General features: G+C 70.4%; 24 protein-coding genes and 1 pseudogene. 9 read left to right on the forward strand and 16 right to left on the reverse strand.

Translation table 11 applies throughout. The features are described 5' to 3' along the window. Positions 1–873, forward strand: an 873-nt coding sequence (locus BST11_RS24030; RefSeq protein WP_083140753.1) for a hypothetical protein, incomplete at its 5' end; no start/stop codon positions are given. A 67-nt stretch (positions 874–940) separates the two neighbouring features. Continuing rightward, a pseudogene (locus tag BST11_RS24035) lies at positions 941–1,329 on the forward strand (MmcQ/YjbR family DNA-binding protein). On the opposite strand, the gene BST11_RS24040 reads toward BST11_RS24035, so the two are convergent. From BST11_RS24040 to aspS, 3 genes are read right to left on the reverse strand one after another with little or no spacing between them, the layout of a single operon-like run. Next, on the reverse strand, positions 1,324–2,289 hold the full coding sequence (locus BST11_RS24040) for an FUSC family protein (RefSeq protein WP_244897764.1): 966 nt from the start codon (positions 2,287–2,289) through the stop codon (positions 1,324–1,326). The pseudogene BST11_RS24035 and the gene BST11_RS24040 sit on opposite strands and share 6 nt — an antisense overlap. 31 nt (positions 2,290–2,320) lie before the next feature. Further along, a complete protein-coding gene (locus tag BST11_RS24045; RefSeq protein WP_083140755.1) occupies positions 2,321–2,764 on the reverse strand; it encodes a nitroreductase family deazaflavin-dependent oxidoreductase in 444 nt (147 codons plus the stop codon). Continuing rightward, positions 2,761–4,581 (reverse strand): aspartate--tRNA ligase, encoded by a 1,821-nt coding sequence (gene aspS, locus BST11_RS24050; protein WP_211284775.1) that lies wholly within the window; start codon positions 4,579–4,581, stop codon positions 2,761–2,763. Before aspS ends, BST11_RS24045 begins: the two co-directional genes overlap by 4 nt. Positions 4,582–4,604: 23 nt before the next feature. Here aspS and BST11_RS24055 point away from each other — a divergent pair, with 23 nt between their 5' ends. The 3 genes from BST11_RS24055 to ypfJ are packed head-to-tail and all read left to right on the forward strand — an operon-like array spanning position 4,605 to position 6,887. Further along, the gene (locus tag BST11_RS24055; protein ID WP_211284776.1) at positions 4,605–5,492 is read left to right on the forward strand and encodes an oxidoreductase; all 888 of its coding nucleotides are present in this window, start codon (positions 4,605–4,607) and stop codon (positions 5,490–5,492) included. Between the two features lie 9 nt (positions 5,493–5,501). After that, positions 5,502–6,005: an SRPBCC family protein gene (locus tag BST11_RS24060; protein WP_083140758.1), complete on the forward strand. Its 504-nt coding sequence runs from the start codon at positions 5,502–5,504 to the stop codon at positions 6,003–6,005. Positions 6,006–6,014: 9 nt separating this feature from the next. Further along, entirely contained in the window at positions 6,015–6,887 is an 873-nt protein-coding gene (gene ypfJ / locus BST11_RS24065) for a KPN_02809 family neutral zinc metallopeptidase (protein ID WP_083140759.1), read from the forward strand. Positions 6,888–6,913: 26 nt separating this feature from the next. Here the strand turns inward: ypfJ and BST11_RS24070 are convergent, their stop codons facing one another. Continuing rightward, positions 6,914–7,798, reverse strand: coding sequence for a dihydrodipicolinate synthase family protein (locus BST11_RS24070; protein ID WP_244897765.1), 885 nt, complete (start codon positions 7,796–7,798; stop codon positions 6,914–6,916). Positions 7,799–7,808: 10 nt separating this feature from the next. Further along, a complete protein-coding gene (locus tag BST11_RS24075) occupies positions 7,809–8,615 on the reverse strand; it encodes an aldolase (protein ID WP_083140761.1) in 807 nt (268 codons plus the stop codon). Positions 8,616–8,665: 50 nt separating this feature from the next. Here BST11_RS24075 and BST11_RS24080 point away from each other — a divergent pair, with 50 nt between their 5' ends. Continuing rightward, positions 8,666–9,187, forward strand: a complete 522-nt coding sequence (locus BST11_RS24080; RefSeq protein ID WP_083140762.1) for a helix-turn-helix domain-containing protein — start codon at positions 8,666–8,668, stop codon at positions 9,185–9,187. Between the two features lie 4 nt (positions 9,188–9,191). On the opposite strand, the gene BST11_RS24085 is transcribed toward BST11_RS24080, so the two are convergent. Further along, on the reverse strand, positions 9,192–9,629 hold the full coding sequence (locus tag BST11_RS24085) for a hypothetical protein (RefSeq protein WP_083140763.1): 438 nt from the start codon (positions 9,627–9,629) through the stop codon (positions 9,192–9,194). 124 nt (positions 9,630–9,753) lie between these two features. Between BST11_RS24085 and BST11_RS24090 the strand changes: the two genes are divergently transcribed. Continuing rightward, positions 9,754–11,298 (forward strand): purple acid phosphatase family protein, encoded by a 1,545-nt coding sequence (locus BST11_RS24090; protein ID WP_083140764.1) that lies wholly within the window; start codon positions 9,754–9,756, stop codon positions 11,296–11,298. A gap of 1 nt (position 11,299) precedes the next feature. On the opposite strand, the gene BST11_RS24095 is transcribed toward BST11_RS24090, so the two are convergent. From BST11_RS24095 to BST11_RS24110, 4 genes are all read right to left on the reverse strand, one after another. After that, on the reverse strand, positions 11,300–12,307 hold the full coding sequence (locus tag BST11_RS24095; protein ID WP_083140765.1) for an Rv2578c family radical SAM protein: 1,008 nt from the start codon (positions 12,305–12,307) through the stop codon (positions 11,300–11,302). A gap of 41 nt (positions 12,308–12,348) precedes the next feature. Beyond that, positions 12,349–12,636, reverse strand: a complete 288-nt coding sequence (locus BST11_RS24100) for a CDGP domain-containing protein (protein WP_083140766.1) — start codon at positions 12,634–12,636, stop codon at positions 12,349–12,351. A gap of 66 nt (positions 12,637–12,702) precedes the next feature. Then, positions 12,703–13,983: a histidine--tRNA ligase gene (hisS, locus tag BST11_RS24105; protein WP_083140767.1), complete on the reverse strand. Its 1,281-nt coding sequence runs from the start codon at positions 13,981–13,983 to the stop codon at positions 12,703–12,705. After that, positions 13,980–14,651 carry an MBL fold metallo-hydrolase gene (locus tag BST11_RS24110; RefSeq protein WP_083140768.1) on the reverse strand — a complete coding sequence of 224 codons (672 nt, stop codon included), beginning with the start codon at positions 14,649–14,651 and terminating at the stop codon, positions 13,980–13,982. The genes hisS and BST11_RS24110 overlap by 4 nt, the downstream gene beginning before the upstream one ends. Before the next feature lie 107 nt (positions 14,652–14,758). On the opposite strand from BST11_RS24110, the gene BST11_RS24115 reads away from it, so the two are divergent. Beyond that, positions 14,759–15,661 carry a peptidylprolyl isomerase gene (locus BST11_RS24115; RefSeq protein ID WP_083140769.1) on the forward strand — a complete coding sequence of 301 codons (903 nt, stop codon included), beginning with the start codon at positions 14,759–14,761 and terminating at the stop codon, positions 15,659–15,661. A gap of 142 nt (positions 15,662–15,803) precedes the next feature. Beyond that, on the forward strand, positions 15,804–17,462 hold the full coding sequence (locus BST11_RS24120; RefSeq protein ID WP_276033869.1) for a protein kinase domain-containing protein: 1,659 nt from the start codon (positions 15,804–15,806) through the stop codon (positions 17,460–17,462). Between the two features lie 4 nt (positions 17,463–17,466). On the opposite strand, the gene BST11_RS24125 is transcribed toward BST11_RS24120, so the two are convergent. From BST11_RS24125 to secD, 6 genes are all read right to left on the reverse strand, one after another. Beyond that, positions 17,467–17,712, reverse strand: a complete 246-nt coding sequence (locus tag BST11_RS24125) for a PE domain-containing protein (protein WP_158086820.1) — start codon at positions 17,710–17,712, stop codon at positions 17,467–17,469. A gap of 236 nt (positions 17,713–17,948) precedes the next feature. Next, positions 17,949–20,306 carry a RelA/SpoT family protein gene (locus BST11_RS24130; RefSeq protein WP_067323526.1) on the reverse strand — a complete coding sequence of 786 codons (2,358 nt, stop codon included), beginning with the start codon at positions 20,304–20,306 and terminating at the stop codon, positions 17,949–17,951. A 43-nt stretch (positions 20,307–20,349) separates the two neighbouring features. Further along, entirely contained in the window at positions 20,350–20,886 is a 537-nt protein-coding gene (locus BST11_RS24135) for an adenine phosphoribosyltransferase (RefSeq protein ID WP_244897766.1), read from the reverse strand. 7 nt (positions 20,887–20,893) lie between these two features. After that, a complete protein-coding gene (locus tag BST11_RS24140) occupies positions 20,894–22,534 on the reverse strand; it encodes an ABC transporter substrate-binding protein (protein ID WP_083140773.1) in 1,641 nt (546 codons plus the stop codon). Positions 22,535–22,538: 4 nt separating this feature from the next. Next, positions 22,539–23,825: a protein translocase subunit SecF gene (gene secF / locus BST11_RS24145; protein ID WP_083140774.1), complete on the reverse strand. Its 1,287-nt coding sequence runs from the start codon at positions 23,823–23,825 to the stop codon at positions 22,539–22,541. Between the two features lie 3 nt (positions 23,826–23,828). Then, the coding region (secD, locus tag BST11_RS24150; RefSeq protein WP_083140775.1) for a protein translocase subunit SecD at positions 23,829–25,026 on the reverse strand (1,198 nt) is incomplete at its 5' end.

Raw genomic sequence — 25,026 nt, forward strand, 5'->3', positions numbered from 1 at the left:
CCGCCTCCCCCTCCGCCGCCGCCGGGCTATGGCGCTCCGCCGCCCGGCTATGGCGCGCCGCCGCCGGGCTATGGCGCGCCGCCGCCCGGGTACCCGCCGCAGCCCGGCTACGGCGGCGACCCGTTTGGTCAGCAGCGTCCGCCGTTCAGCGTCGGCGAGGCGTTCAGCTGGGCGTGGGGCAAGTTCACCCAGAACGCCATGCCACTCGTCGTGTCCGTCCTCATCTACGGGGTGGTCTTCGGCGCCTGCTACGCCCTGATCCCCCTGGGCACGAACATGGGCACGACGACCACCATCACCGACGCCGACGGCCGCATCGTCACCACGGGCACCATCAGCGGCGCCGGGTGGGCCGTCATGGTCGTCGGCTACCTGCTCGTCTACGCGGTGGGGATCTTCGCCCAGTCCGCGTTCCTGTCCGGATGCTTCGAGATCGCCGACGGACGGCCGGTGAGCATCGGTTCGTTCTTCAAGCCGCGCAACTTGGGCACGGTGATCGTCGCGGCGATCATCGTCGGCATTCTGACGTCGATCGGCTCGTTCTTCTGCATCATTCCCGGCCTCGTCGTGGGCATCTTCGCGCAGTTCGTCATCCCGTTCATCATCGACCGGTCGCAAGGCGTCATGGACGCGCTGAAGTCCAGCTTCACGACGGTGTCCTCGAACTTCGCCAACGCCCTGCTGTCCTGGCTGGTCCAGGTGGCCGCGGTGCTCGTGGGCGCGCTGGCCTGCGGGGTGGGCGTGGTCGTCGGCGGCCCGGTCGCCGCGCTCGTCCTGATCTACACCTACCGCAAGCTCAGCGGCGCGCAGGTCGCCCCGCTCGAGCAGCCGGGCCAGCCGGGCGTACCCCCGCCCGGGCCCCAGTTCGGCTAGGCCCGGCGTTTGCCGATCGTTTGCCGATCGCGAACCAATCGTGCCGTAGCGGGAGCACAATTGGGGGGTGGCCACGTGGAGCGACGTCGCCCACATCGTCGGTGAGCTGGCACTCACCTCCGAGCCGTCCCCGCACGAATGGCGGGTCGGCAAGAAGTTGCTGGCCTGGGAGCGGCCCCTGCGCCCGTCGGACCGCGAGGCGCTGACGGAGAACGGCGTGCAGATACCCGAGGGCGACATCCTCGGCGTCCGGGTGTCCGACGAGGGTGTCAAGTTCGCGTTGATCGCCGACGAGCCGGGCGTCTACTTCACCACCCCGCACTTCGACGGCTACCCGGCGGTGCTGGTCCGGCTGGGCGAGATCGCGGTGCGCGACCTCGCGGAGGTGATCACCGAGGCGTGGCGACGCAGGCGCCCAAAAAGCTCGTCCAGGAGTTCCTGGCCGACTCGCTATGACCGCAGGTCGATGACCCGTTGCAGGTCGTCGACGCAGGCCCGGACGGCTTCGGCGAGGGCGCTCGGCCGCAGCTGCGCCGCGTGATGGCGCGCGGACGCGACGTACGCGCACGCCCCGGCCGGGTCGGGGTCGGCCAGGGCCGTCGCGGCGGAAAGCACCACCAGCGCGCCGTGCGCGGACTGCGCGGGCCGGGCGCCGCCGTGGGCGCCGGGCGCGACGGCTCGGGCCAGCTCCAGCACCGAGCCGGCGAGCAGCGCGACGTGGACCGCCTGGTGGTCGGCGGCACGGACGGCGTCGCGCAGGCCCCAGCGCCGCGGCGCGAAGCGGACGACCTGGCGGGCGGTGGAGCGCGCCTCCATGAGCCCGCCGAGCTGTTGGTGCACGCGATCGACGGCCGACAGCGGCCAGTCGGCCGGAGCCTCCTCGCGTCCGTCGGCCAAATCCGCCGCGCGCGTCAGGACGCTCCGCAGCACACCGAGCACGCCGACGCGCGCGCCGCGCAGCACCGCCAACGGGTCGGCCGGGAACAGCAGGACGGCGAACACGATCGCCACGGCGCCGCCGACCAGCGCGTCGTAGATGCGTTCGAAACTGATGTCGGTGCGGGTCAGCGCCAGCACCAGGATCGCCGAGATGACCGTCTGGTTGGCGAACATCATCCCCTGCCCGATGAAGCCGCCCCCGATGAACACCGCGACGCAGGCGGCGACCAGTGCGGCGACGGTGATGGGCACGGCGCCGGGCCCGATCAGCGCCTGCACGGCGGTGCCGATCCCGATGCCCAGGGTGACGCCGATCATCATCTGGATGGCGCGTTGCGCGCGCAGCACGTTGCTGATCGACAGCGACACCGCGGCGGCGATCGGCGCGAAGAACGGCTGCGGGTGGCCCAGCACGTCGTGCGTCAGGTACCAGGACAGGCCCGCGGCGACCGACGTCTGGACGAGGTTGAACGACACCGCGCGGAGGCGTTTGGCGCCGGCGCGCAAGCTAGCCCGGCTGCAGCTCGAACAGCGGAATCACCCTGCTGGTCTTGGACTGGTACTCGGCGAACCCGGGGGCCGCGGCGGCGACCTTGTCGAAGAGCTCGTCGCGCTCGGCGGGAGGCAGCTCGCGGGCGGTCACGTCGAACGCGTCGATTCCCGACGGCGAGCCGACCTCCACGTGTGCCGCGGGGTTGGCCCGCAGGTTGTGCACCCAGGCCGGGCTGATCGGCGCGCCGGCGAACGAGCCGATGACGATCAGCTTGCCGTCGATGCGGAAGTACGCCAGCGGGTTTACCCGCGGCTTGCCGGACTTGGCGCCCGTGGTGGTCAGCAGCAGCAGGTTCGCGCCCTCGAACTGGCCGCCGACCTTGCCGGCGTTGGCGCGGAACTCCTCGATGATGCCGTCGTTGAACGCGTTGATGGTCCCGCTGTCGGGCATGTCGGTCATGCCTGCTCAACCCGTTCCGGTTTGGCGTCTATTCCGGACTCCCTGCGTTGCTGGGCGGTGATGGGCGCCGGCGCGTCGGTCAGCGGGTCGACACCGCCGCCGGTCTTCGGGAACGCGATCACGTCCCGGATGGAGTCCACGCCCGACAGCAGCGCGTTGATCCGGTCCCAGCCGAACGCGATCCCGCCGTGCGGGGGCGCGCCGAACATGAACGCCTCCAACAGGAATCCGAACTTCTCCTCGGCCTCGGCCTTGTCCAGCCCCATGACCGCGAACACCCGTTCCTGGATGTCGCGGCGGTGGATACGGATCGAGCCGCCGCCGATCTCGTTGCCGTTGCAGACGATGTCGTAGGCGTCGGCGAGCACGCCGCCGGGATCGCTGTCGATGGCGCCGTCGTACTCCGGCTTGGGCGCGGTGAACGCGTGGTGCACCGCGGTCCACGCCCCGGAGCCGACGGCGACGTCACCGGCGGCGGTCGCCTCCTCGGCGGGCTCGAACAGCGGCGGGTCGACGACCCAGACGAACGACCACGCCCCGGGGTCGATGAGGTTGAGCCGCTTGGCGATTTCGCCGCGGGCCGCGCCCAGCAGCGCCCGCGACGACTTGGCCGGGCCCGCCGAGAAGAAGATGCAGTCCCCCGGCTCGGCCCCGACGTGCGCGGCCAGGCCGGCGCGCTCGGCGTCGGAGAGGTTCTTGGCCACCGGGCCGCCCAGCTCCCCACCGGATGACTCGTCGCCGACGAGCACGTAGGCCAGCCCCCGATGCCCGCGCTGCTTGGCCCACTCCTGCCAGCCGTCCAGGGTGCGCCGCGGTTGCGAGGCCCCGCCGGGCATGACGACCGCGCCGACGTAGGGGGCCTGAAAGACGCGAAACGTGGTGTCGGAGAAGAACTCCGTGCACTCGACGAGCTCCAGCCCGAACCGCATGTCGGGCTTGTCGGAGCCGAACCGCCGCATGGCGTCGGCGTAGCTGATCCGCGGGATCGGCGTGGGAATGCGGTAGCCGATCAGCTCCCACAGCGCGGTGAGGATCTCCTCGGAGACGGCGATGACGTCCTCGGCGTCGACGAAGCTCATCTCCAGGTCGAGTTGGGTGAATTCGGGCTGGCGGTCGGCGCGGAAATCCTCGTCGCGGTAGCAGCGCGCGATCTGGTAGTAGCGCTCCATCCCGGCCACCATCAGCAGCTGCTTGAACAGCTGCGGGCTCTGGGGCAGGGCGTAGAACGAGCCGGGGTGCAGGCGGGCGGGCACCAGGAAGTCGCGCGCCCCCTCCGGCGTCGAGCGGGTGATCGTCGGCGTTTCGATCTCGACGAAGTCGTGGCGCGCCAGCACCGCGCGCGCGGCCGCATTGACCTTGGAGCGCAATCGAATTGCCGCCGCCGGGCCATCGCGGCGCAGATCGAGGTAGCGGTATTTTAGGCGCAGCTCCTCGCCCGCGGGCTCGTCCAGCTGGAACGGCAGCGGCGCGCTCTCCCCCAGCACCGTCAGCGATGTCGCGTTGACCTCGATCTCGCCGGTCGCGATCTCGGGGTTGGCGTTGCCCTCCGGGCGGACCTCGACGACCCCGGTGACCGCGACGCAGAACTCGGCGCGCAGCCGGTGCGCCTGGGCCAGCACGTCGGAGGCGCGGAACACCACCTGGGCGATGCCGGAGGCGTCCCGCAGGTCGATGAAGATGACCCCGCCGTGGTCGCGGCGACGGGCCACCCAGCCCGCCAGCGTCACCTGCTGGCCGGCGTCGCCCTTGCGAAGCGAACCAGCGGCGTGGCTGCGCAGCACGAAACTCCCCTTGTGGTCGTGAAAAGCGAATGCCAAGTCTAGGAGGTAACTTCTGTCCTATTGCCACCACCATCGCACTCGTAGGCCCCGGCGCCGTCGGCACGACGGTCGCCGCGTTGCTCCATAAGGCCGGGCATCCGGTGCTGTTGTGCGGCCGCACCGCCCGCGACGCCGTCGAGCTGCGGCCCGACGGCGGCGATCCGATCGTGGTGCCCGGCCCCGTGCACACCGACCCGGGGCGGGTTCCGGGCCCGGTCGACGTCGTGGTGCTGGCGGTCAAGGCCACCCAGAACGACGAGGTGGCCGGCTGGCTGGCGCGCCTGTGCGCCGAGCACACCGTCGTCCTGGTGCTGCAAAACGGCGTCGAGCAGGTCGAGCAGGTCCAGCCGCACTGCCCGTCGTCGCCCGTCGTCCCGGGGATCGTGTGGTACGGCGCCGAAACGCACCCGGAGGGGTGGGTGCGCCTGCGCACCGAAGCCCGGCTGGTGCTGCCGTCGGGACCCTCGGCGGAAGGCGTCGCCGCGCTGCTGCGCGACGCCGGCTGCCAGGTGGACTGCGACCCCGACTTCATCACGGCCGCGTGGCGCAAGCTGCTGGTCAACGCGCTGGCAGGGCTCATGGTGCTGACCGGGCGGCGGTCCGGGATGTTCCGCCGCGACGACATCGCCGCGCTGTCGCGCCGCTACGTCGCCGAATGCCTGGCCGTCGCCCGGGCCGAGGGCGCGCGGCTGCCCGACGACACGGTCGACGAGATGGTGCGGCTGTTTCGCGCCGCCCCCGAGGACATGGGGACCTCGATGCTGGCCGACCGGGAGAACCACCGGCGGCAGGAGTGGGACATCCGCAACGGCGTGATCATCCGCAAGGCCCGCGCGCACGGCCTCCCGGCGCCGATCAGCGACGTCCTGGTGCCGCTGCTGGCCGCCAGCAGCGACGGGCCGGGCTAAGTTAGATCCATGTTCCCTTGCGAGCGCGTCGACCTGAGCTTCGTCGACAACGCGCCGTTCCGCTTCCAAAACAGCGTCGATCTCGCCATCACCCCCGAGCAGCTGTTCGAGGTGCTGGCCGACGCCGAGTCGTGGCCGCGGTGGGCAAGCGTGATCACCAAGGTGACCTGGACCAGCCCCGAGCCGCGCGGCGTCGGCACCACCCGCACCGTCGAGATGCGCGGCGGGCTCGTCGGCAACGAGGAGTTTCTCGCCTGGGAACCCTTCACGCGCATGGCATTCCGGTTCAACGAATGTTCCACGCAGGCCGTCGCGGCGTTCGCCGAGGACTACCGCGTCGAGGCCATCCCGGGTGGCTGCCGGCTGACGTGGACCATGGCGCAGCAGCCGGCCGGCCCGTCGCGGTGGGCGATGCCGCTCGCCGGGCCGCTGCTGAACCTGGGCCTGCGCCGTTTCCTGCGCAACCTCCGCAGCTACACCGACGCGCGGTTCTCGGCCGCGCAACAGACCTAGGAGCGCGCGATGACCTTCAACGAGGGCATGCGAATCGACACCAGCACCGCGTCGTCGTCGGGCGGCGGCGGGATGGGGATGGCCCTCGGGGGCGGCGGCATCGGGCTGCTGGTCCTGGTCGCGGCGCTGTTCTTCGGCGTGGACCCGGGCGGCGTCGTCGGCCAGCAGTCGAACTACGGCGGCTACTCGGCCCCCGGGTTCGACCTGAGCCAGTGCAAGACCGGGGCCGACGCGAACAAGTACGTGCAGTGCCGGGTGGTGGCGACCGGCAATTCCGTCGACGCCGTGTGGCATCAGCTGATGCCGAGCTACACCCGCCCGAACGTGCGGTTGTTCACCGGCTCGGTCAACACCGGGTGCGGGCCCGCCACCACCGCCGTGGGGCCGTTCTACTGCCCGGCGGACCAGACGGCGTATTTCGACACCGACTTCTTCGACGAGCTGGTCCACCGATTCGGTTCCAGCGGCGGGCCTTTCGCGCAGGAGTACGTGGTGGCGCACGAATACGGCCACCACGTGCAGAACCTGCAGCACGTGCTGGGCCGCTCGCAGCAGGGCGCGCAGGGCGCGACCGGCAACGGGGTGCGCACCGAGCTGCAGGCCGACTGCTACGCCGGCATCTGGGCGCACTACGCATCGACGGTCAAGCAGGAGAGCACCGGCGTGCCCTACCTGCAGCCGCTGAGCGACAAGGACATCGCCGACGCGCTGTCGGCCGCGGCGTCGGTGGGCGACGACCGCATCCAGAAGCAGGCGACCGGGCGGGTCAACCCCGAGTCGTGGACGCACGGCTCGTCGGCGCAACGGCAGAAGTGGTTCACCATCGGCTACCAGACCGGCGACCCGAACAAGTGCGACACGTTCTCGGCGACGAACCTCTAGCCCTGTCGCGCCGGGCGGCGGGTGCGTTAGCCCAGTAGCGCTTTCAATTCGGCGCGGCCCCGCTCGTCGAGCGGCAGCAGCGGCCGGCGGGGTTCGCCGGCCGGGAAGCCCAGCAGGTCCAGGCCGGCCTTCACGGTGGTGGGCAGGCCGCCCGCGACGATGAACTCCAGCAGCGGCTTGAGGTCGTCGTAGAGGGCCTGGGCCTGGTCGAGGTCCCCGGCGCGCACCGCCTCGTAGAGGTCGATGCACGGCCGGGGCCGCAGATTCGGTGCGGCCGTGCACCAGCCGGACGCGCCGGCCTTCAGCGCGTCGAGGACCAACGGGTTGCTGCCGTTGTAGAACGGCAGCCGGCCACCGGACAGCTCGGCGATGCGCTGCATCCGGGACAGGTCGCCGGTGGACTCCTTGACCATGGTGACGTTGTCGATGGTCTCGAACATCTCGACCAGCAGCTCGGGGCGCATGTCGACGCCGCTGGTGGCCGGGTTGTTGTAGGCCATGATCGGGATGGAGATGGCGTCGCCGACGCTGCGGTAGTGCTGAACGACCTCGCGCTCGGTGAGCTTCCAATAGGACACCGGCAGGATCATCACCGCGTCGGCCCCGGCTTTCTGCGCGTAGGTGGCGCGCCGAATCGTCTTGGCGGTGGTCACATCCGACACGCCCACCACCACCGGCACCCGCCCGGCGGCCGCGGCGATCGTGGCGTCGACGACGGCGTCGAACTCCGGCTCCTCCAGGTAGGCCAGTTCGCCGGTGCTGCCCGCCGGGGCGATCGCGTGGACCCCGTCGCCGACCAGCTTCTCGACCAGCGCGGACAGGCGGGCGGTGGCAACCCCGTTCGCGCCATCGTCGTCGAACGGGGTCACCGGGTAGGCGATGATGCCGTGGATTGCGGGCGCTTCGGGCAAGAAAGGCTCCTTAGCTCGTGATTGCATCGGGGTGGCGGGCCAGCGCCCGACGGGCGTAGTAGGCGAAGTTGGCGCGGCTGCGCTGCGGTGACAGCGTCCAGTCGTGCGCCTCGCGGGCCAGCCGCTCGGGGAGCTCCTTGATCCGGCCGGCGGCCATCGCGGCCAGCTGCAGCTTGGCGGCGCGCTCGATCAGGATGCCCAGCGAGCACGCCTCCTCGACGCTGGCGCCGGCGATCACGTGGCCGTGATGGGCCAGCAGCACCGCCTTCTTGTCGCCGAGGGCGGCGCTGATGATCTCCCCCTCCTCGTTGCCGACCGGCACGCCCGGCCACTCGGGCAAAAACGCGCAGTCGCCGTACAGCGGGGTGGTGTCCATGTGCGAGACGATCAGCGGCACCTCGAGCATCGACAGCGCCGCCACGTGGAAGGCGTGGGTGTGCACGATGCATTGGACGTCGGGTCGCGCGCGATAGATCCAGCTGTGAAAACGGTTGGCGGGGTTGGCGATTCCGTCACCGTCGAGGACATTGAGGTCCTCGTCCACCAGCAGCAGGTTGGCGTCGGTGATCTCGTCGAATCCCAGGCCGAGCCGCTGGGTGTAGTAGGTCCCCTCGGACTCGGCGCGGGCGGTGATCTGCCCGGCCAGCCCGGAGTCGTGGCCTGCGTCGAACAGGGCGCGACAGGTCAGCGCCAGCTTCTGCCGGGTGGTCAGCCCCGAATCGGCGTCTTCTTTGGCTTGGAAGGCGGACAGCTCTTCGGCCGCCCGGCGCATCAGGTCGGATTTCGAATCGCTGAACGAGCTGAACGACGTCGCCATATGACACAATGGTAGCAGTTAGGAAACCTTGTGTCATGGGAGGCCGGCCAGTGACGGCACTACTGCGCGCGGTGCGCCGGCAACGCGGCCTGACCCTCGAGCAACTCGCCGAGCAGAGCGGGCTCACCAAGAGCTACCTGTCGAAGATCGAGCGGCGTCAGTGCACGCCGTCGATCGCGGTGGCCCTGCGGGTGGCCCGGGCCCTCGACGTCGACGTCGGGCGGCTGTTCTCCGACGACGCGGCCGCCGAGAAGATCACCGTGGACCGGGCGCCGGGCGGGCGCGGCGGCGAACGCTACCGGGCGCTGGCGTCGTCGCTGCTGGGAAAGTCCATGTCACCGTTCGTGGTTCGCCCCACGGGCAACCCGGCCGACGATCCCCATCCCGAGCACGCCGGCCAGGAGTTCGTGTTCGTCCACGCCGGGCGGGTCGAACTCGAGTACGGGGATCAGACCCTCACGCTGGGTGCGGGCGACAGCGCCTACTTCGACGCGACGGTCAGCCACAAGCTGCGCGCGGTGGGCGCCGAACGGGCCGAGGTCGTCGTCGTCGCGAACGGTGATGCCGGCTAACGATTCAGGGGTGCGTCGCGCAGGTGACGGTGGTCGTCGCGTCCTGCTGCGCGACGACCTGGCCATCCACGGCGATCTCGCAGTGGAACGACGCGGGGCCATTGCTCGAATCCGGCCAGTGCAGCATGCCGCTGGCGGTGATCCTCGCCCACTGGGTCGGGTTCGCCAGGGTGGCGGTGTAGGTGACCGGCGCTCCCCCGCTCAGCGGCGCCTGAACGCTTGTCATGAACTTCGTCGGGTCGGCGTTGTAGGCGGCTTGGCTGGGCGGATCGGAATTCACGTAGTTGACCGTGGCGGTCAGATTGTTCGGGCTCGTCACCGTGTACGTCACCTGGTGGCCGGCCGGATCCGCGGATGAGGTGCCGGGCACGGCGGCCACGGCCGCGGCCGCCGCAAACGTTGCCACGGCAACCCCGCTGCTCACTTTTCGCACGTTCGTCATATCGGAAACGCTACCGGATTCGTTACCGGCGACCGGGCGTTCGCCGGCTCGGCATCAGGCAGGGCACGAGGCTCGGGATGAGGCTCGGGATGAGGCTCGGGATGAGGCAAGGTATGAAGCAAGCATGAGCGACGATCCGGCGGTCACCCGCCGCAGGTTCTTGACGACGGGCGCCGCCTCGGCCGCCATCGGGGGTGGGGCGGTGCTGCTGTGGTCGCACCGCCACGGGCCCGCCGTCTGGTCGCAGCCGGACCGCAACGGCGCACCGCCGGTGACCGGTTTGCACCTGCAATTCGGCAGGAACGCCGCCACCGAGGTGGTGGTGTCCTGGCACACGACCGAGGCCGTCCGCAACCCGCGCGTCATGCTGGGCACCCCGGCGTCGGGGTTCGGGCGCACCGTCGCGGCCGAAACCCGCACCTACCGGGACGCCAAGTCCCACACCGAGGTTCGCGTCAACCACGCCCGCCTGACCGGCCTGACCCCGGACACCGACTACGTGTACGCCGCGCTGCACGACGGCGCCGAACCCGCCCAGGGGACGGTGAAGACCGCGCCGTCCGGGCGAAAGCCGCTGCGGTTCACCAGCTTCGGGGACCAGTCCACCCCCGCGCTGGCCAAGCTGCCCGACGGCAGGTACGCCACCGACAACATCGGTTCGCCGGCGGCCGCCGACACCACGCTGGCCATCGAGCGACTCGGCCCGCTGTTCAACCTCGTCAACGGCGACCTGTGCTACGCCAACCTGGCCCACGACCGGGTCCGCACCTGGTCGAACTGGTTCGAGAACAACACGCGCTCGGCGCGGTATCGGCCGTGGATGCCGGCGGCGGGCAACCACGAGAACGAATTGGGCAACGGGCCAATCGGTTACGGCGCCTACCAGGCGTATTTCGCGCTGCCCGATTCGGGGTCGAGCGAACAGACCCGCGGGCTGTGGTACTCGTTCACCGCCGGCTCGGTGCGGGTGATCAGCCTCAACAACGACGACGTGGCCTACCAGGACGGCGGCAACTCCTACGTGCACGGCTACTCCGGCGGGGAGCAAAAGCGTTGGCTCACCGCCGAACTGGCCGACGCGCGGCGCGATCCCGACGTGGACTGGATCGTCGTGTGCATGCATCAGACCGCGATCTCCACCACCGACAGGTCCAACGGCGCCGACCTGGGAATCCGCGAGGAGTGGCTGCCGCTGTTCGACCGGTATCAGGTCGACCTGGTGGTGTGCGGGCATGAACACCACTACGAGCGGTCGCATCCGCTGCGCGGGGCGCTGGGCACCGACACCCGCACGCCGATCCCCGTGGACACCCGCGGCGACGTCATCGACTCGACGCGGGGCACGGTGCACGTCGTGATCGGCGGCGGGGGCACGTCGGCGCCGAGCAACGGGTTCTTCTTCCCCGAGCCGCGCAGCCGCGTGCTGAGCGGCGTCGGCGCGTTCGACCCCGGGATCGGCCGCAAGGCGCCGATCTACGTGCTGGAGGACGCGCCGTGGTCGGCGTTTCGCGACCGCGACAACCCCTACGGCTTCGTGGCTTTCGACGTCGACCCCGGCCGGCCCGGCGGCAACACCTCGATCGAGGCCACGCACTACGCGCTGCGCGGACCCGACGGCGAGGTCACCGCCGTGGACCGGTTCACCCTGACCAAGCCGCGGCGCGGATGAGTCAAAACAGCGTCGGCTGAAGCGGTTCGCTCGCCGCTTCCGGTGCGCGGCGGACGGGGCGGGGATCGCCGCCGAGCCGATACTTGGCGATCAGCGGCGCCGCGCGCCGCCGCAACATCTCGCGGTAGGCCGGGGGCAGGTAGGCGCCGCGGGAGTACAGCTCGCGATAGCGGCCCACCAGTTCGGGGTGCGAGCGCGCCAGCCAGGCCATGAACCAGCCGCGCGTCGAGCCGCGCAGGTGCAGGCCGAACACCGTCACGCCGGTCGCGCCGGCCTTCGCGATCTGGCCGAGCAGCCCGTCGAGGTGCTCGGCCGAGTCGGTGAGGTGGGGCAGCACCGGGGCCACCATGACGTGACAGCCCAGGCCGGCGTCGCGGATCGCGGTGATCAGCCCCAGCCGCGCCTGCGGTGTCGGGGTGCCGGGCTCGACGTCACGGTGCAGGTCCGGGTCGCCGACCGCCAGCGACACCGCGACCGAGACCGAAACGTGTTGGGCCGCATCGGCGATCAGCGGCAGGTCGCGCCGCAGCAGGGTGCCCTTGGTCAGGATCGACAGCGGGGTACCGGATCCGGCGAGGGCGCCGATGATGCCCGGCATCAGCGCGTAGCGCCCCTCGGCGCGCTGGTAGGGATCGGTGTTGGTGCCCAGCGCCACCGTCTCCCGCTGCCACGACGGGCGGCGCAGTTCGCGACCGAGGACGTCGGCGACGTTGGTCTTGACCACCACCTGGGTGTCGAAGTCGGTGCCGCAGTCGAAGTCCAGGTATTCGTGCGTGGGGCGCGCGAAGCAGTAGCGGCAGGCGTGCGAGCAGCCGCGGTACCCGTTGACCGTCCACCGAAACGGCAGCGCCGCCGCGTTGGGCACCTTGTTGAGCGCCGACTTGCACAGCACCTCGTGAAACGTGATGCCCTCGAATTGCGGCGTACGCACGCTGCGGACCAGACCGATGCGCTGCAGTCCCGGCAGCGCCCCGTCGTCCAGGGTGACGGCCTGGTGAGCCCAGCGCATACCCTATTCGAACAATAGTTCGATACTAAGTCAAGCGGGGCTCAGCCGTCGATGTGCGTGGGCGGGTCGGCGTCGACGCCGCCGAGGTTCTGCCCGGGGCCCATCACACCGCAGTGCTTCTCGGGCACCAGGTAGGAACTGGCGCCGTGGAGCACCAAATTTGTGACCGCCACGCAGCGCTCCCAGCTGCCGTCGGGCTGGAGGGGCCCGTCGCACTTGCTGAGCACGGGCCCCCCGTACAGGCAGCCGGCGGCGGCCGGCGGCGCCGCGGCGACCAGCCCGGCCGCCATCAGCAAAACGGCCAGTCCCGTGACGATGCACTGCCTCATGTCGCCTCCCGTCTCACCGCGAGCGTAACGGCACCGCGGAATATCGCGCGAGACCTCGCAGTGGGGTTACGCGCGCGGCCGGCCGAGCCGCCCCAGCACGTCGGCGACGACGGAGTCCGCCGGCACCGGCACCTGGTCGCCGCTCGACAGGTCCTTCACCCCGACCGTCCCGGCCTCGATGTCGCGGTCGCCCAGCACCAGCGCGATGCGGGCGCCGGAGCGGTCGGCCGCGCGCATCGCGCCCTTGAGCCCGCGGTCCCCGTAGGCCATGTCGACGCGGACGCCGGAAGCGCGCAGCCGCGCGCCCAGCACCGCCAGCCGCAGCTTGGCTTGCTCGCTCAGCGGCACCCCGTACACGTCGCAGCGGGTGGTCTCCCCCACGGCCTTGCCCTCGGCGCGCAGCGCCAGCAGCGTCCGGTCCACCCCGAGGCCAAATCCGATGCCCGACAGGTCCCGTCCGCCGAGCTCGCGCATCAGGCCGTCGTAGCGGCCGCCGCCGCCGATGCCCGACTGCGCGCCCAACCCGTCGTGGACGAACTCGAAGGTGGTCTTGGTGTAGTAGTCCAGCCCGCGCACCATCCGCGGGTTGATCACGTACGGGATCCCCAGCGCGTCCAGATGCGCCAGCACCGTGTCGAAGTGCTGCTTGGCGGCGTCGGACAGGTGGTCGAGCAGCACCGGGGCGTCGGCCGTCATGGCCCGCACCTCGGGCCGTTTGTCGTCGAGGACGCGCAGCGGGTTGATCTCGGCGCGCCGCCGCGTCTCCTCGTCGAGGGGGAGCCCGAACAGGAACTCCTGCAACAGTTCCCGGTATTGCGGGCGGCAGCTCTCGTCGCCCAGCGAGGTGATCTCGAGCCGGAAGCCGTCGAGGCCCAGCGCGCGGAAGCCGGCGTCGGCGACGGCGATCACCTCGGCGTCCAGCGCCGGATCGTCGACGCCGATCGCCTCCACCCCGACCTGCTGGAGCTGGCGATAGCGCCCGGCCTGGGGGCGCTCGTAGCGGAAAAACGGCCCGGCGTAACAGAGTTTGACCGGCAGCGCGCCGCGGTCGAGGCCGTGTTCGATCACCGCGCGCACCACCCCCGCGGTCCCCTCGGGCCGCAGGGTCACCGAGCGGTCGCCGCGGTCGGCGAACGTGTACATCTCCTTGGACACCACGTCGGTGGATTCGCCCACGCCGCGGGCGAACAGCGCCGTTTCCTCGAAGATGGGCAGTTCGATGTGGCCGTAGCCGGCGCGGCGCGCCGCGCCCAGCAACCCGTCGCGCACGGCGACGAACTGCGCCGAATCGGGCGGGACGTAGTCGGGGACGCCCTTGGGGGCTGAGAACGAGGCGAATTCCGTCACGTGCCCAGGCCCTCGAGGAACGGGTTGAACCGCCGCTCCGCGCCGATGGTGGTGGCGTTGCCGTGCCCCGGCAACAGGACGGTGTCGTCGTCGAGGACGAACAGCTTGTCGAGGATCGAGGTCAGCAGGTCGCGACCGCTGCCGCCGAACAGGTCCGTGCGCCCCACCGAGCGCTCGAACAGCGTGTCACCGGTGAAGACGACGTCCTTCCCGTCGGTCGCCGACGCAACCCGGAAGACCACCGACCCGCGGGTGTGCCCGGGCGTGTGGTCGACGTTGACGGTCACGCTGCCCAGGTCGAGCTTGTCGCCGTCGCGGTCCAGCTCCACCACCTGTTTTGGCTCGCGGAAAAACGCGCCCGCGACCAGCTGCGCCAGCCGCGGGCCGAGGCCGTAGATCGGGTCGGTCAGCATGAAGCGGTCCTCGGGGTGGATGTAGGTGGGGCAGCCGTAGAAATCGGAGACCTTCTGGGCCGACCACATGTGGTCGACGTGCCCATGGGTCAACAGCACCGCGGCGGGGGTCAGCCGGTTGTCGTCGAGAATCCGCCGCAGCGGGCCCATCGCACGCTGGCCGGGATCGACGATGACGGCGTCCGTTCCGGGCCGGTCGGCCAGCACATAGCAGTTGCACGCCAACATGCCGGCGGGAAATCCGGTGATCAACACGGTTCCCAGTTTCCCACGGAACCCGGTTGACACCGGTCACGGCGCCCACATTAGCCTGGGCTGGCCACCCGGGGGCCCGACTCACCAAGCATGGAGGCGTATCGGCCGTGCCGACCAACGAACAGCGACGTGCCACAGCCAAGCGCAAACTCGAACGGCAACTGGAGCGGCGTCAGAAGCAGGCCAAGAGACGCCGCATCTTGGTGATCGCCGCCGGCGCGATCGTGGCGGTGGCCGTCGTCGCCGCGGTGGTGATCGCGATCGTCACCAACCGGCACGAGCACAAGGCCAACACCGCGGCGCCGGCCAGCAGCACCGCCCCCAGCGGGTCCCCGGAATCCACCACGCCCCCCGGTCCGACGCCGCCCGTCCCGCCGCTGCCGGCGTTCAAGCCGTCGGCCGACCTGGGCGCCAACTGCCAGTACCCGGCGACCCCACAGGAGCCGGCCGCCAAGCCGGTCAAGCCGCCGCGCACCGGCAAGATCCCCACCGACCCGGCCCAGGTGAGCGCGAGCATGGTGACCAGTCAGGGCAACGTCGGGCTGATGCTGGCCAACAACGAATCACCGTGCACGGTCAACAGTTTCGCGAACCTGATCGGCCAGAAATACTTCGACGGCACCAAATGCCACCGGCTGACCACCTCGCCGTCGCTGGGCGTCCTGCAATGCGGCGACCCCAAGGGCGACGGCACCGGCGGCCCCGGCTACCAATTCGCCAACGAGTACCCCACCGACCAGTACCCGCCGAATGACCCGAAGGCCCAGCAGCCGGTGGTCTACCCGCGCGGCACCCTGGCGATGGCCAACGCCGGGGCCGGCACCAACGGCAGCCAGTTCTTCATGGTCTACCGGGACTCCCAGCTGCCGCCGCAATACACCGTCTTCGGCACGATTCAGCCCGACGGGCTGGCGACCCTGGACAAGATCGCCAAGGCCGGCGTCGCCGGGGGCGGCGAGGACGGGCCACCGGCGTCCGAGGTCACCATCAAATCGGTGCTGCTGGACTAAACGCCGAAGTGGCACAACGCCGGTCGCGTGTTGGTGAGAATGGCCAGACTCGCACGCCGAAGCATTTAAGGTGCGTTGGGTGAGTATTGATCCGGAGACATTCGGTCATTACCAAATCCAGGAGCTGTTGGGCCGCGGTGGCATGGGCCGGGTGTACCGCGCCTACGACGCCACCACCGACCGGGTGGTGGCGCTCAAGGTGCTCCCGCCGCATCTGGCCGAGGATCAGGCCTTCCAGCACCGCTTCCGCCGCGAGGCGCGCATAGCCGCCAGCCTCAACGACCCGCACGTGGTGCCGATCCACGGCTACGGCGAGATCGACGGCCAGCTGTACGTCGACATGCGGCTGATCGAAGGCCGCGACCTGTCGGAGTACATCGCCGAAAGCGGGGGGCGGCTCAGCCCGGAGCGCACGGTCGCGGTGATCGAACAGGTCGCGGCGGCGCTGGATACCGCCCACGGCGCGGGCCTGATCCACCGCGACATCAAGCCGAAGAACATCCTGGTCACCAAGGCGCGCAACTTCGTCTACCTGATCGACTTCGGTCTCGCGCGCGCGGAGGCCGACACCCAGCTCACCGGCACCGGCGCCACGATGGGCACCGTGGCATACCTGGCGCCCGAGCGCTTCCGGGGGTCGACGGATCACCGCGCCGACGTGTACTCGCTGGCCTGCGTGCTCTACGAGTGCCTGACCGGCAGCCGCCCCTACCCCGGCGACAGCCTCGAGGAACAGCTCAACGCGCACGTCAACACGCCCCCGCCGCGGGCGTCCATCATCGCCCCCGGCGTCCCGCCGGCCTTCGACGCGGTGATCGCCAAGGGGATGGCCAAGGACGTCGAATCCCGCTACCAGTCGGCGGTGGAGCTCGCCGAGGCCGCCCGGGCGGCGCTGGGCGGTGCGGGCGCCCCGTTCGCCGCCGTCCCGCCGCCGGCGCACCCGTCGGCGAGCCCCGCGCACCCGGCGGCGAAAACGTTTCACCGGCGCCTGGCGCTGGGCATCGTCGGCGCGTCGATCGTCGCGTTGGCGGCGGTGGTGGCGTTGGTCATTTCGCTGGTGGCCCAGAGTCACGACCACACCGACAGCGCGGCGTCCTCCTCCCCGACCCGCGCCAGGGGGGCGGCGAGGCCGGGCACGGACCCCGGGGCGACGGGCCAGACCGTGCCCCCGCTGCCGGCGTTCGCGCCGCCGCCCGACGTCGGCGCCAACTGCCAGTACCCGCCCGCGCCGGATCCGGCCAGCAGGCCCGTCGCGCCGCCGCCGTCGGGACGGGTGTCCACCGATCCGCCACAGATCCACGCCACCCTCGCCACCAACTTCGGTGACATCGGCATCCAGCTGGCCAACGCCGAATCCCCCTGCACCGTCAACAGTTTCGTCAGCCTGGCGCAGCAACGGTTCTTCGACAACACCGAATGCGGCCGGCTGATCGACGAGCCCGAGGGCGGGACGCTGTTGTGCGGCGGCCCCGACACCGAGGGCTCCGGCGGCCCCGGCTACCAGTACGCCGACGAATACCCCACCAACCAGTACCCCGCCGGCGACCCCGCGCTCAAGGAGACGGTGATCTACCCGCGCGGAACCGTCGCGATGACGACCTCCGGGCCCAACACCAACGAGAGCCAGTTCTTCATGGTGTACCGCGACACCGAGGTCGAGCCCACCTCCACGGTGTTAGGCACGGTCGACCAGGCCGGCCTGCTGACGCTGGACAAGATCGCCCAGGCGGGCGTGGCCGGCCACCGCAGCCGCGGCCTGCCGGCCAGCACGGTGACCATCACCTCGGTGCGGCTGGACTAGAACCTCAAGCCGCCGATGCCGCCATATGCTCGGGGCGCAACGGTGATGTCCATGCGGCCGTGGTGTTTTCGGCTTTAGAGCGCGCTCTGCCCGCGATCGCCGCTGACACCTCATCCTGCGCCGCCACCGCCACGGACGTCGTTGAATCCGCCGCCGCCGCGGTGGCCGACTGAAGCGTCAACCCGATATCCGTCAAATCGTGGGCGGCCGCCGCCGCCGCGTCCGGCAAAACGAGCACAAAAGACGACATCGGAGCTCCCATCGGTGGGGAAAGCTGGCGCCGACCAAGGAATCAACAGTGGGCGAAGCGGAACCGTACTGGACCTGGTTATCCGATCGTGGCAAAAATGATCAAGGTCGTTTCATTCGACATGACACCCGCCTCACGTCCTGTTGAACCCCAGCGGGCCAGCCTCACACGCGACTCATAGCAAACCCACAACGGTCCCGCCGACCGCCACACCGCACGCTGAAAGTCAGGCCGCCTTAAGCAGCAGACGTCACCCGGTAGACGTCGTACACGCCCTCGACGTTGCGCACCACGTTGAGCAGGTGCCCGAGGTGCTTGGGGTCGCCCATCTCGAAGGTGAACCGGCTGATCGCCACCCGGTCGCCCGAGGTGGTGACCGACGCCGAGAGGATGTTGACCTTCTCGTCGGCGAGCACCCGCGTGATGTCCGACAGCAGCCGGTGCCGGTCCAGCGCCTCGACCTGAATGGCCACCAAGAACACCGACGACGCCGACGGCGCCCATAGCACCTCGATGATGCGCTCCGACTGTTGTTGCAGGGACGCCGCGTTCGTGCAGTCGGTGCGGTGCACGCTCACGCCGCCGCCGCGGGTGACGAACCCCATGATCTGGTCGCCGGGCACCGGCGTGCAGCATTTGGCCAGCTTGGTCAGCACGCCCGGCGCGCCGGGAACCGAGACGCCGACGTCGTCGCTGCTGCGCGGGCGGCGGAGCATCGTGGTCGGCGTGGACCGCTCGGCGAGTTCCTCCTCGGCCTGGTCGATGCCGCCGAGCTCGGCCAGCAGGCGTTGCACGGCATGCTTGGCGGAGACGTGGCCCTCACCGATCGCGGTGTAGAGCGCCGACACGTCGACGTAATGCAGCTCGCGGGCCACCGCCGCCATCGACTCGCCATTGACCAAGCGCTGCAACGGAAGTCCCCCGCGACGCACCTCGCGCGCCATCGCCTCCTTGCCGGCCTCCAGCGCCTCCTCGCGGCGCTCCTTGGCGAACCACTGGCGGATCTTGGTCTTGGCGCGCGGCGATACCACGAACTGCTGCCAGTCCCGCGACGGCCCGGCGTTGGGCGCCTTGGACGTGAAGACCTCGACGACTTCCCCGTTTTCGAGCTTGCGCTCCAGTGCCACCAGCCGGCCGTTGACCCGCGCGCCGATGCAGCGGTGGCCGACCTCGGTGTGCACCGCGTAGGCGAAGTCGATGGGCGTCGACCCGGTCGGCAGGGTGATCACGTCGCCCTTGGGGGTGAAGACGAAGATCTCTTGCACCGCAAGGTCGTAGCGCAGCGACTCGAGGAACTCACCGGGGTCCGCGGCCTCCCGCTGCCAGTCGAGCAGCTGACGCATCCACGCCATGTCGTCGATCTCGGCGGCGGCGTGCGGGTGCGGAACGCCGTTGCGGCCCTTGGCCTCCTTGTAGCGCCAGTGCGCGGCGATCCCGTACTCGGCGGTGCGGTGCATGTCGCGGGTGCGGATCTGCACCTCCAGCGGCTTGCCCTCCGGCCCGACGACGGTGGTGTGCAGCGACTGGTACACGCCGTAGCGCGGCTGTGCGATGTAGTCCTTGAACCGGCCCGCCATCGGCTGCCACAGCGAATGCACCACGCCCACAGCGGCATAGCAGTCCCGGATCTCGTCGCACAGGATGCGGATGCCGACCAGGTCGTGGATGTCGTCGAAGTCGCGGCCCTTGACGATCATCTTCTGATAGATCGACCAGTAGTGCTTGGGCCGGCCCTCCACCGTCGCCTTGATCTTCGACGCGTTCAGGGTGTTGACGATCTCGGTGCGGACCTTGGCCAGGTAGGTGTCCCGCGACGGCGCGCGGCCGGCGACCAGCCGCACGATCTCCTCGTACTTCTTGGGGTGCAGGATCGCGAACGAGAGGTCCTCCAGCTCCCACTTGACGCTGGCCATACCCAGCCGATGCGCAAGGGGTGCAATGACTTCCAGCGTCTCACGCGCCTTGCGGGCCTGCTTCTCGGGCGGCAGGAAGCGCATGGTGCGCATGTTGTGCAGCCGGTCGGCGACTTTGATCACCAGCACCCGCGGGTCGCGGGCCATCGCGGTGATCATCTTGCGGATGGTCTCGCCCTCGGCGGCGCTGCCCAGCACCACCCGGTCCAGCTTGGTCACGCCGTCGACGAGGTGGCCCACCTCCTCGCCGAACTCCTCGCTCAGCGCCTCGAGCGTGTAGCCGGTGTCCTCGACCGTGTCGTGCAGCAGCGCCGCCACCAACGTGGTGGTGTCCATGCCCAATTCGGCCAGGATGTTGGCGACGGCCAGCGGGTGGGTGATGTACGGGTCGCCGGAATGGCGCAACTGGGTCGCGTGGCGCTGATCGGCGACCTCGAAGGCCCGCTGCAGCATCGACAGGTTCGCCTTGGGATAGATCTCGCGGTGCACCGCCACCAGCGGCTCGAGCACGGGGTTCAGCGCGCTGCGCTGGGCGGTCATCCGGCGGGCCAGCCGGGCCCGGACCCGGCGCGAGGCGCTGCTGGAGGTCTTCAGGGTCTCGATCGGCTCGGTGACCGACGGCGACTCGCTGACCGGGGCGGGCGCGTCGAGAGCCTGCGCCGCGCTCTTGTCGTCAGCCACGTCGGTCACCTCCGACCTCGAGGATATCGCGCGACGATGTGAATCAGGCCCGGCTCAGGCTGTGCACCGGGAGGGTCGCGACCGCGCCACGCCCGCCCAGCCCTTCGAGTTCCATCACCACCGCGGCCCCGACGACGCGCGCCCCGGCGCGTTCCAGCAGCCGCGCCGCCGCGCCCAGGGTGCCGCCGGTGGCGAGCACGTCGTCGATGATCACCACGGCGCGGCCACGCAGGTCGATGCCGTCGGCGGGGATCTCCAGGGTGGCGCTGCCGTACTCCAGCTCGTAGCGCTCGGCCAGCACCGGCGGCGGCAGCTTGCCCGCCTTGCGGATGGCCAGCACGCCGGTGCCCAGCCGCGCGGCGACGGCCGCGGCCACCAAAAAGCCGCGGGAATCGATGCCGGCCACCAGGTCGGCTCCGAACGCGAACGCGGCCAGCGCGTCGACGACCGCCGTCATCGCGTGCCCGTCGGCGAACACCGGGGTGAGGTCCTTGAACTGGACGCCGGGCCGGGGAAAGTCGGCCACCTGCCGAGTCAACGACAAGATCAGTTCGGCCACCGGCTTACTCTCGCTCGTCACTCGAGCCTCACTCGACCAGGGCCCACCGGTCCATGTTCCAGCCCGCTCCCCACCGGGTCGGATTCGTGCCCACGGCGTACATCTTCTTCGACACCAGCAGCGTGCGCTGCTGCCGGTACAGCGGCAGGGTCGGCATGTCGCCCCACAGTATCGGGGCCGCCTGCCCGAGCAGCCTGACCCGCTCGGCGGGGTCGGCCGACACCGCCAGCGCGCCGATCGCGCTGTCGACCTGGGGATTCGAATAGCCGGACAGGTTGTTGCCGTTGCCGGTGTGCAGCGCGTAGGCGTCCATCGCCGACGAGCCGGTCGACCCGCTGCCGGTCGCCCCGCCGGTGCTGGCCAGCAGCACATCGATCTTGCCGTCGCGCAGCGCCTGCGGCCCGGGGGTGTCCAGCGTGACGTTTTCGACCGTGATGCCGGCCGCGGCGCAGGACTTGGTGATTGCGCCGACGGTCACCGCCAGCCGCGCGTTGGGTCCGCGATACCCGATCCGCACCGGCTGGGGCGCGCCGCCCAGCGCCTCGCGGGCGGCGGCGGGGTCCGCCCTGCCGAACGGGCCGGCCTCGGCGGCCCCCTCCCCGGCGGAGACGGCGTCATCGGTGGCGGGCTGGAGGCGGGAGTTGGCGATCGGCACCCCGGCGTCGTGGGCGATGGTGTCGCGCGGCGTGCACAGCGCGAACGCCCGCCGCGCCTTCGGCTGCGCCATCGGGCCCTGGGGCGCGAAGATCAGCTGCTCGATGCCGCCCGACGGCGCCTCGCTGCGCTCGTAGTTGTCCGGCGTGGGCAGCGCCCCGGACGACCCGGTCGCGACGTCGACGACGTCGACGCTGCGGTTGTTGACCCGGTCCTGGATGTCGGGCCCCTGCGGCCACACGGTGATCCGCTTGGTGATCGGCTTGGGGCCCCACCAGCGGTCGTTGGCGACGAGCACCACCGCGCCGCCGTCGAGGACGGATTCGATCCGGTACGGGCCCGACGACGGGAAGCGCTTCAGATCCAGCCCGGGTTTGAGGTCCCACGTGGTGTTCCACAGCCTGGCGATCTGCTCCACCACCCGCCCGTTGTTGCTCAACAGCGCCGCGGTCACGTCGACGTTCAGCTGGTCGGCGATGACGTGCGACGGCAGCAGCGAGGTCGCGGTGAACAGCTGGTTGTAGTCGACGACGCCGCGGTCCGGGACGAAGGACACCCGCGCCTTCTTCTGGCCGGGGATGCACTCGACGTTGGCGATGTCGATGTACCCGGCCTGGGTGGCGGCTTCGAAGCCGGGGAACCGGCCGGACTGCGCCGCCCAGGTCAACACGAGGTCGTCGCAGGTCACGGGCTTGCCGTCGCTGTAGACGGCGTTGTCGGCGATCTGGTAGTCGAGGACCAGCGGCGAACCGCCCACCACGGAGACGGTGCCGAAGTCGCGGTCGGCGACGACCTGCCCGTCGGGGCCGTGGTAGCCGAACCCGGTGAGGGTGCGCGCGAACGCCTGAGCGCCCGCCGAGGCGGCGCCGACGGTCGTGTTGGTGTTGTAGGTGCTCAGCGGTCCGTCGACGACATAGTCGATCCGCGCGGCGGCGCTGCCCGAGCACCCGCTGAGGGTCGATGCGAACGCGGCCACCAGCAGCCCGGCCATCCCAAGCCGACACCAGCTGGCCATGTGGCTACCTCCGGCCGGCGTTTCGCTTGCCGGTCGGGCGGCGGGTCCCGGTGGGGCGCACCGGTCGTGCTCCCGGCGCCGGTTTGTTGGGAGCGGGCTTGGCGGGCTTGGCGGGCGTGGCGGCCCCCGCCGGGGCGTCGGCGGCCTCGGCGCCCTTGTCCTCCTCGGCTGCCCCCGCGCCCTCTGCGGGCGCCGCCGGCTCCTCGGACTGCGCGCCCGGCCTGCGCCGCTTGATGACCCGGCGGGTGTGGGTCCGCACCAGCTCCGTGCGTTCGCGCAGGGTGACCAGCAGCGGGGTGGCGAAGAAGATCGACGAGTAGGTGCCGACCAGGATGCCGACCAGCTGCACCAACGCCAGGTCCTTCAGGGTGCCGACGCCGAGCAGCCAGACCGCCACCACCATCAGCGCCAGCACGGGCAGCACACTGATCAGGCTGGTGTTGATCGAGCGCATGAACGTCTGGTTGATGGCCAGGTTGGCCTGCTCGGCGAAGGTGCGCCGGGCGGTGTGCTGGAACCCGTGGGTGTTCTCCTCGACCTTGTCGAACACGATCACGGTGTCGTAGAGCGAGAAGCCGAGGATCGTCAGCCAGCCGATGATGGTGGCCGGCGTGACCTCGAAGCCCACCAGGGAGTAAATGCCGGCGGTGACGGCCAAGTCGAAACACATCGTCGTCAGCGCCGAGATCGCCATGTAGCGCTCGTAGCGCACGGTGATGTACAGGCTGACCAGCGCCACGAACACCGCCAGCGCGATCAGCGCCTTGTCGGTGATCTGGCCCCCCCAGGTTTCCGACACCGCCGAGTCGCTGATCGCCTGCTTGCTGGGCTTACCGTCGTTGCCCTTGGGCTGGAACGCGTCGAACAGGGCGTCGCGCAGCTTGCTGGTCTGGGTGTTGTCCAGCGGTTCCGAGCGGATCTGGATCGTCGCCGCCGAGCCGCTGCCAACGACCACCACCGCATCGGGATCGACGCCCAGGGTCTTCCTGAAGACGTCGGACACCGCGGCCACCGTTGCGTCACCGCGCGGTAATGAGACCGTCGTGCCGCCCTTGAAGTCGATCCCAAAGGTGAAGCCCCGCAACACGATGCTGACGATCGCGATCGCGACGATCACGCCGCTGATGCCGTACCACAGCCGGCGCCGCCCGACCACCTCGAACGCGCCCGTGCCCGTGTAGAGCCGGGAGAAGAAGTTGTGGTGCGGCAGTCGGCTGCCGTCGGTCAGCGCGGGTGCCTCCATGCTGGCCTGGGTGATTTCGGTGGCTTGGGCGTCGGTGGAGTCGGCCATGCGCTATCCCCGTCCCGTCTTCACATCGGCGGCCCGGCGTTCGCGGGCGACCCGCTGCACGGCGCCCAGGCCGTTGTAGGCCGGCTTGGCCAGCGTCGGCGACTTCGACGCCAGGTACACCAGCGGCCAGGTCACCAGGAACACCACCACCAGGTCGAGGATCGTGGTGAGGCCCAGGGTGAAGGCGAACCCCTTCACCTGGCCGACCGCCAGGAAGTACAGCACGGCCGCCGCCAGAAACGTCACGGCGTTGCCCGACACGATCGTCTTGCGGGCGCGCACCCAGCCTCGCGGCACCGCCGACCGGAACGAACGGCCTTCGCGGATCTCGTCTTTGATGCGTTCGAAGAACACCACGAACGAGTCCGCGGTGGTGCCGATTCCGATGATCAGACCCGCGATGCCCGCCAGGTCCAGCGTGTAGTTGATATAGCGTCCCAACAGCACCAGGATCGCGAAAACCATTGCGCCCGAAGCGGCCAACGACAAGGCCGTCAGCAGCCCCAGCACCCGGTAGTAGAGCAACGAGTACACCAATACCAACACCAGGCCGATCGCGCCGGCCAGCAGGCCGGCCCGCAACGAGGTCAATCCCAGTGTCGCCGAGACGGTTTGGGCCTCCGACGATTCGAAGGACAGCGGCAGCGACCCGTACTTGAGGACGTTGGCGAGCTGGCGCGCGGACGACGCGGTGAACGGCGGGTCGCCACCGGTGATCTGGGTCCGGCCGCCGGGGATGGCCTCCTGGATCATCGGGGCGCTGACCACCTGCGAGTCAAGGGTGAACGCGGTCTGGGTGCCGACGTGGGCGGCGGTGAAGTCGGCCCACGTGTTGGCCGCCCCCGGCCTGAACTGCAGGTCGACGACGTAACCGATGCCGTGCTGGTTCATGCCCGACGTGGCGTTGGCGATCTGGTCGCCGCTGATGATCGACGGGGCCAGCAGGTAGGCGACCTTGCGGTCGGTCGAGCAGGTCACCAGCGGTTGGGCCGGGTCGTCGTTGCCGGACAGGATGTCGTCCTCGCCGCAATGCACGGCCACCCACCGCATGGCGACCATCTGGATGTACGGGTTGGTGCTCTGCCGGAATTCCTTCATCGCCTGGATGCGCTCGGCGAGATCCTTGCGCGGGTCCGGCGGTCCGGGCGGCGGCGGGGGCTGATTGGCCGGCGGCTGGCCGGTCGCGGGCGCCGGCGAGGGG

Origin of the sequence: Mycobacterium alsense (assembly GCF_002086635.1) — a bacterium.
Classification (GTDB): Bacteria; Actinomycetota; Actinomycetes; order Mycobacteriales; family Mycobacteriaceae; genus Mycobacterium; species Mycobacterium alsense.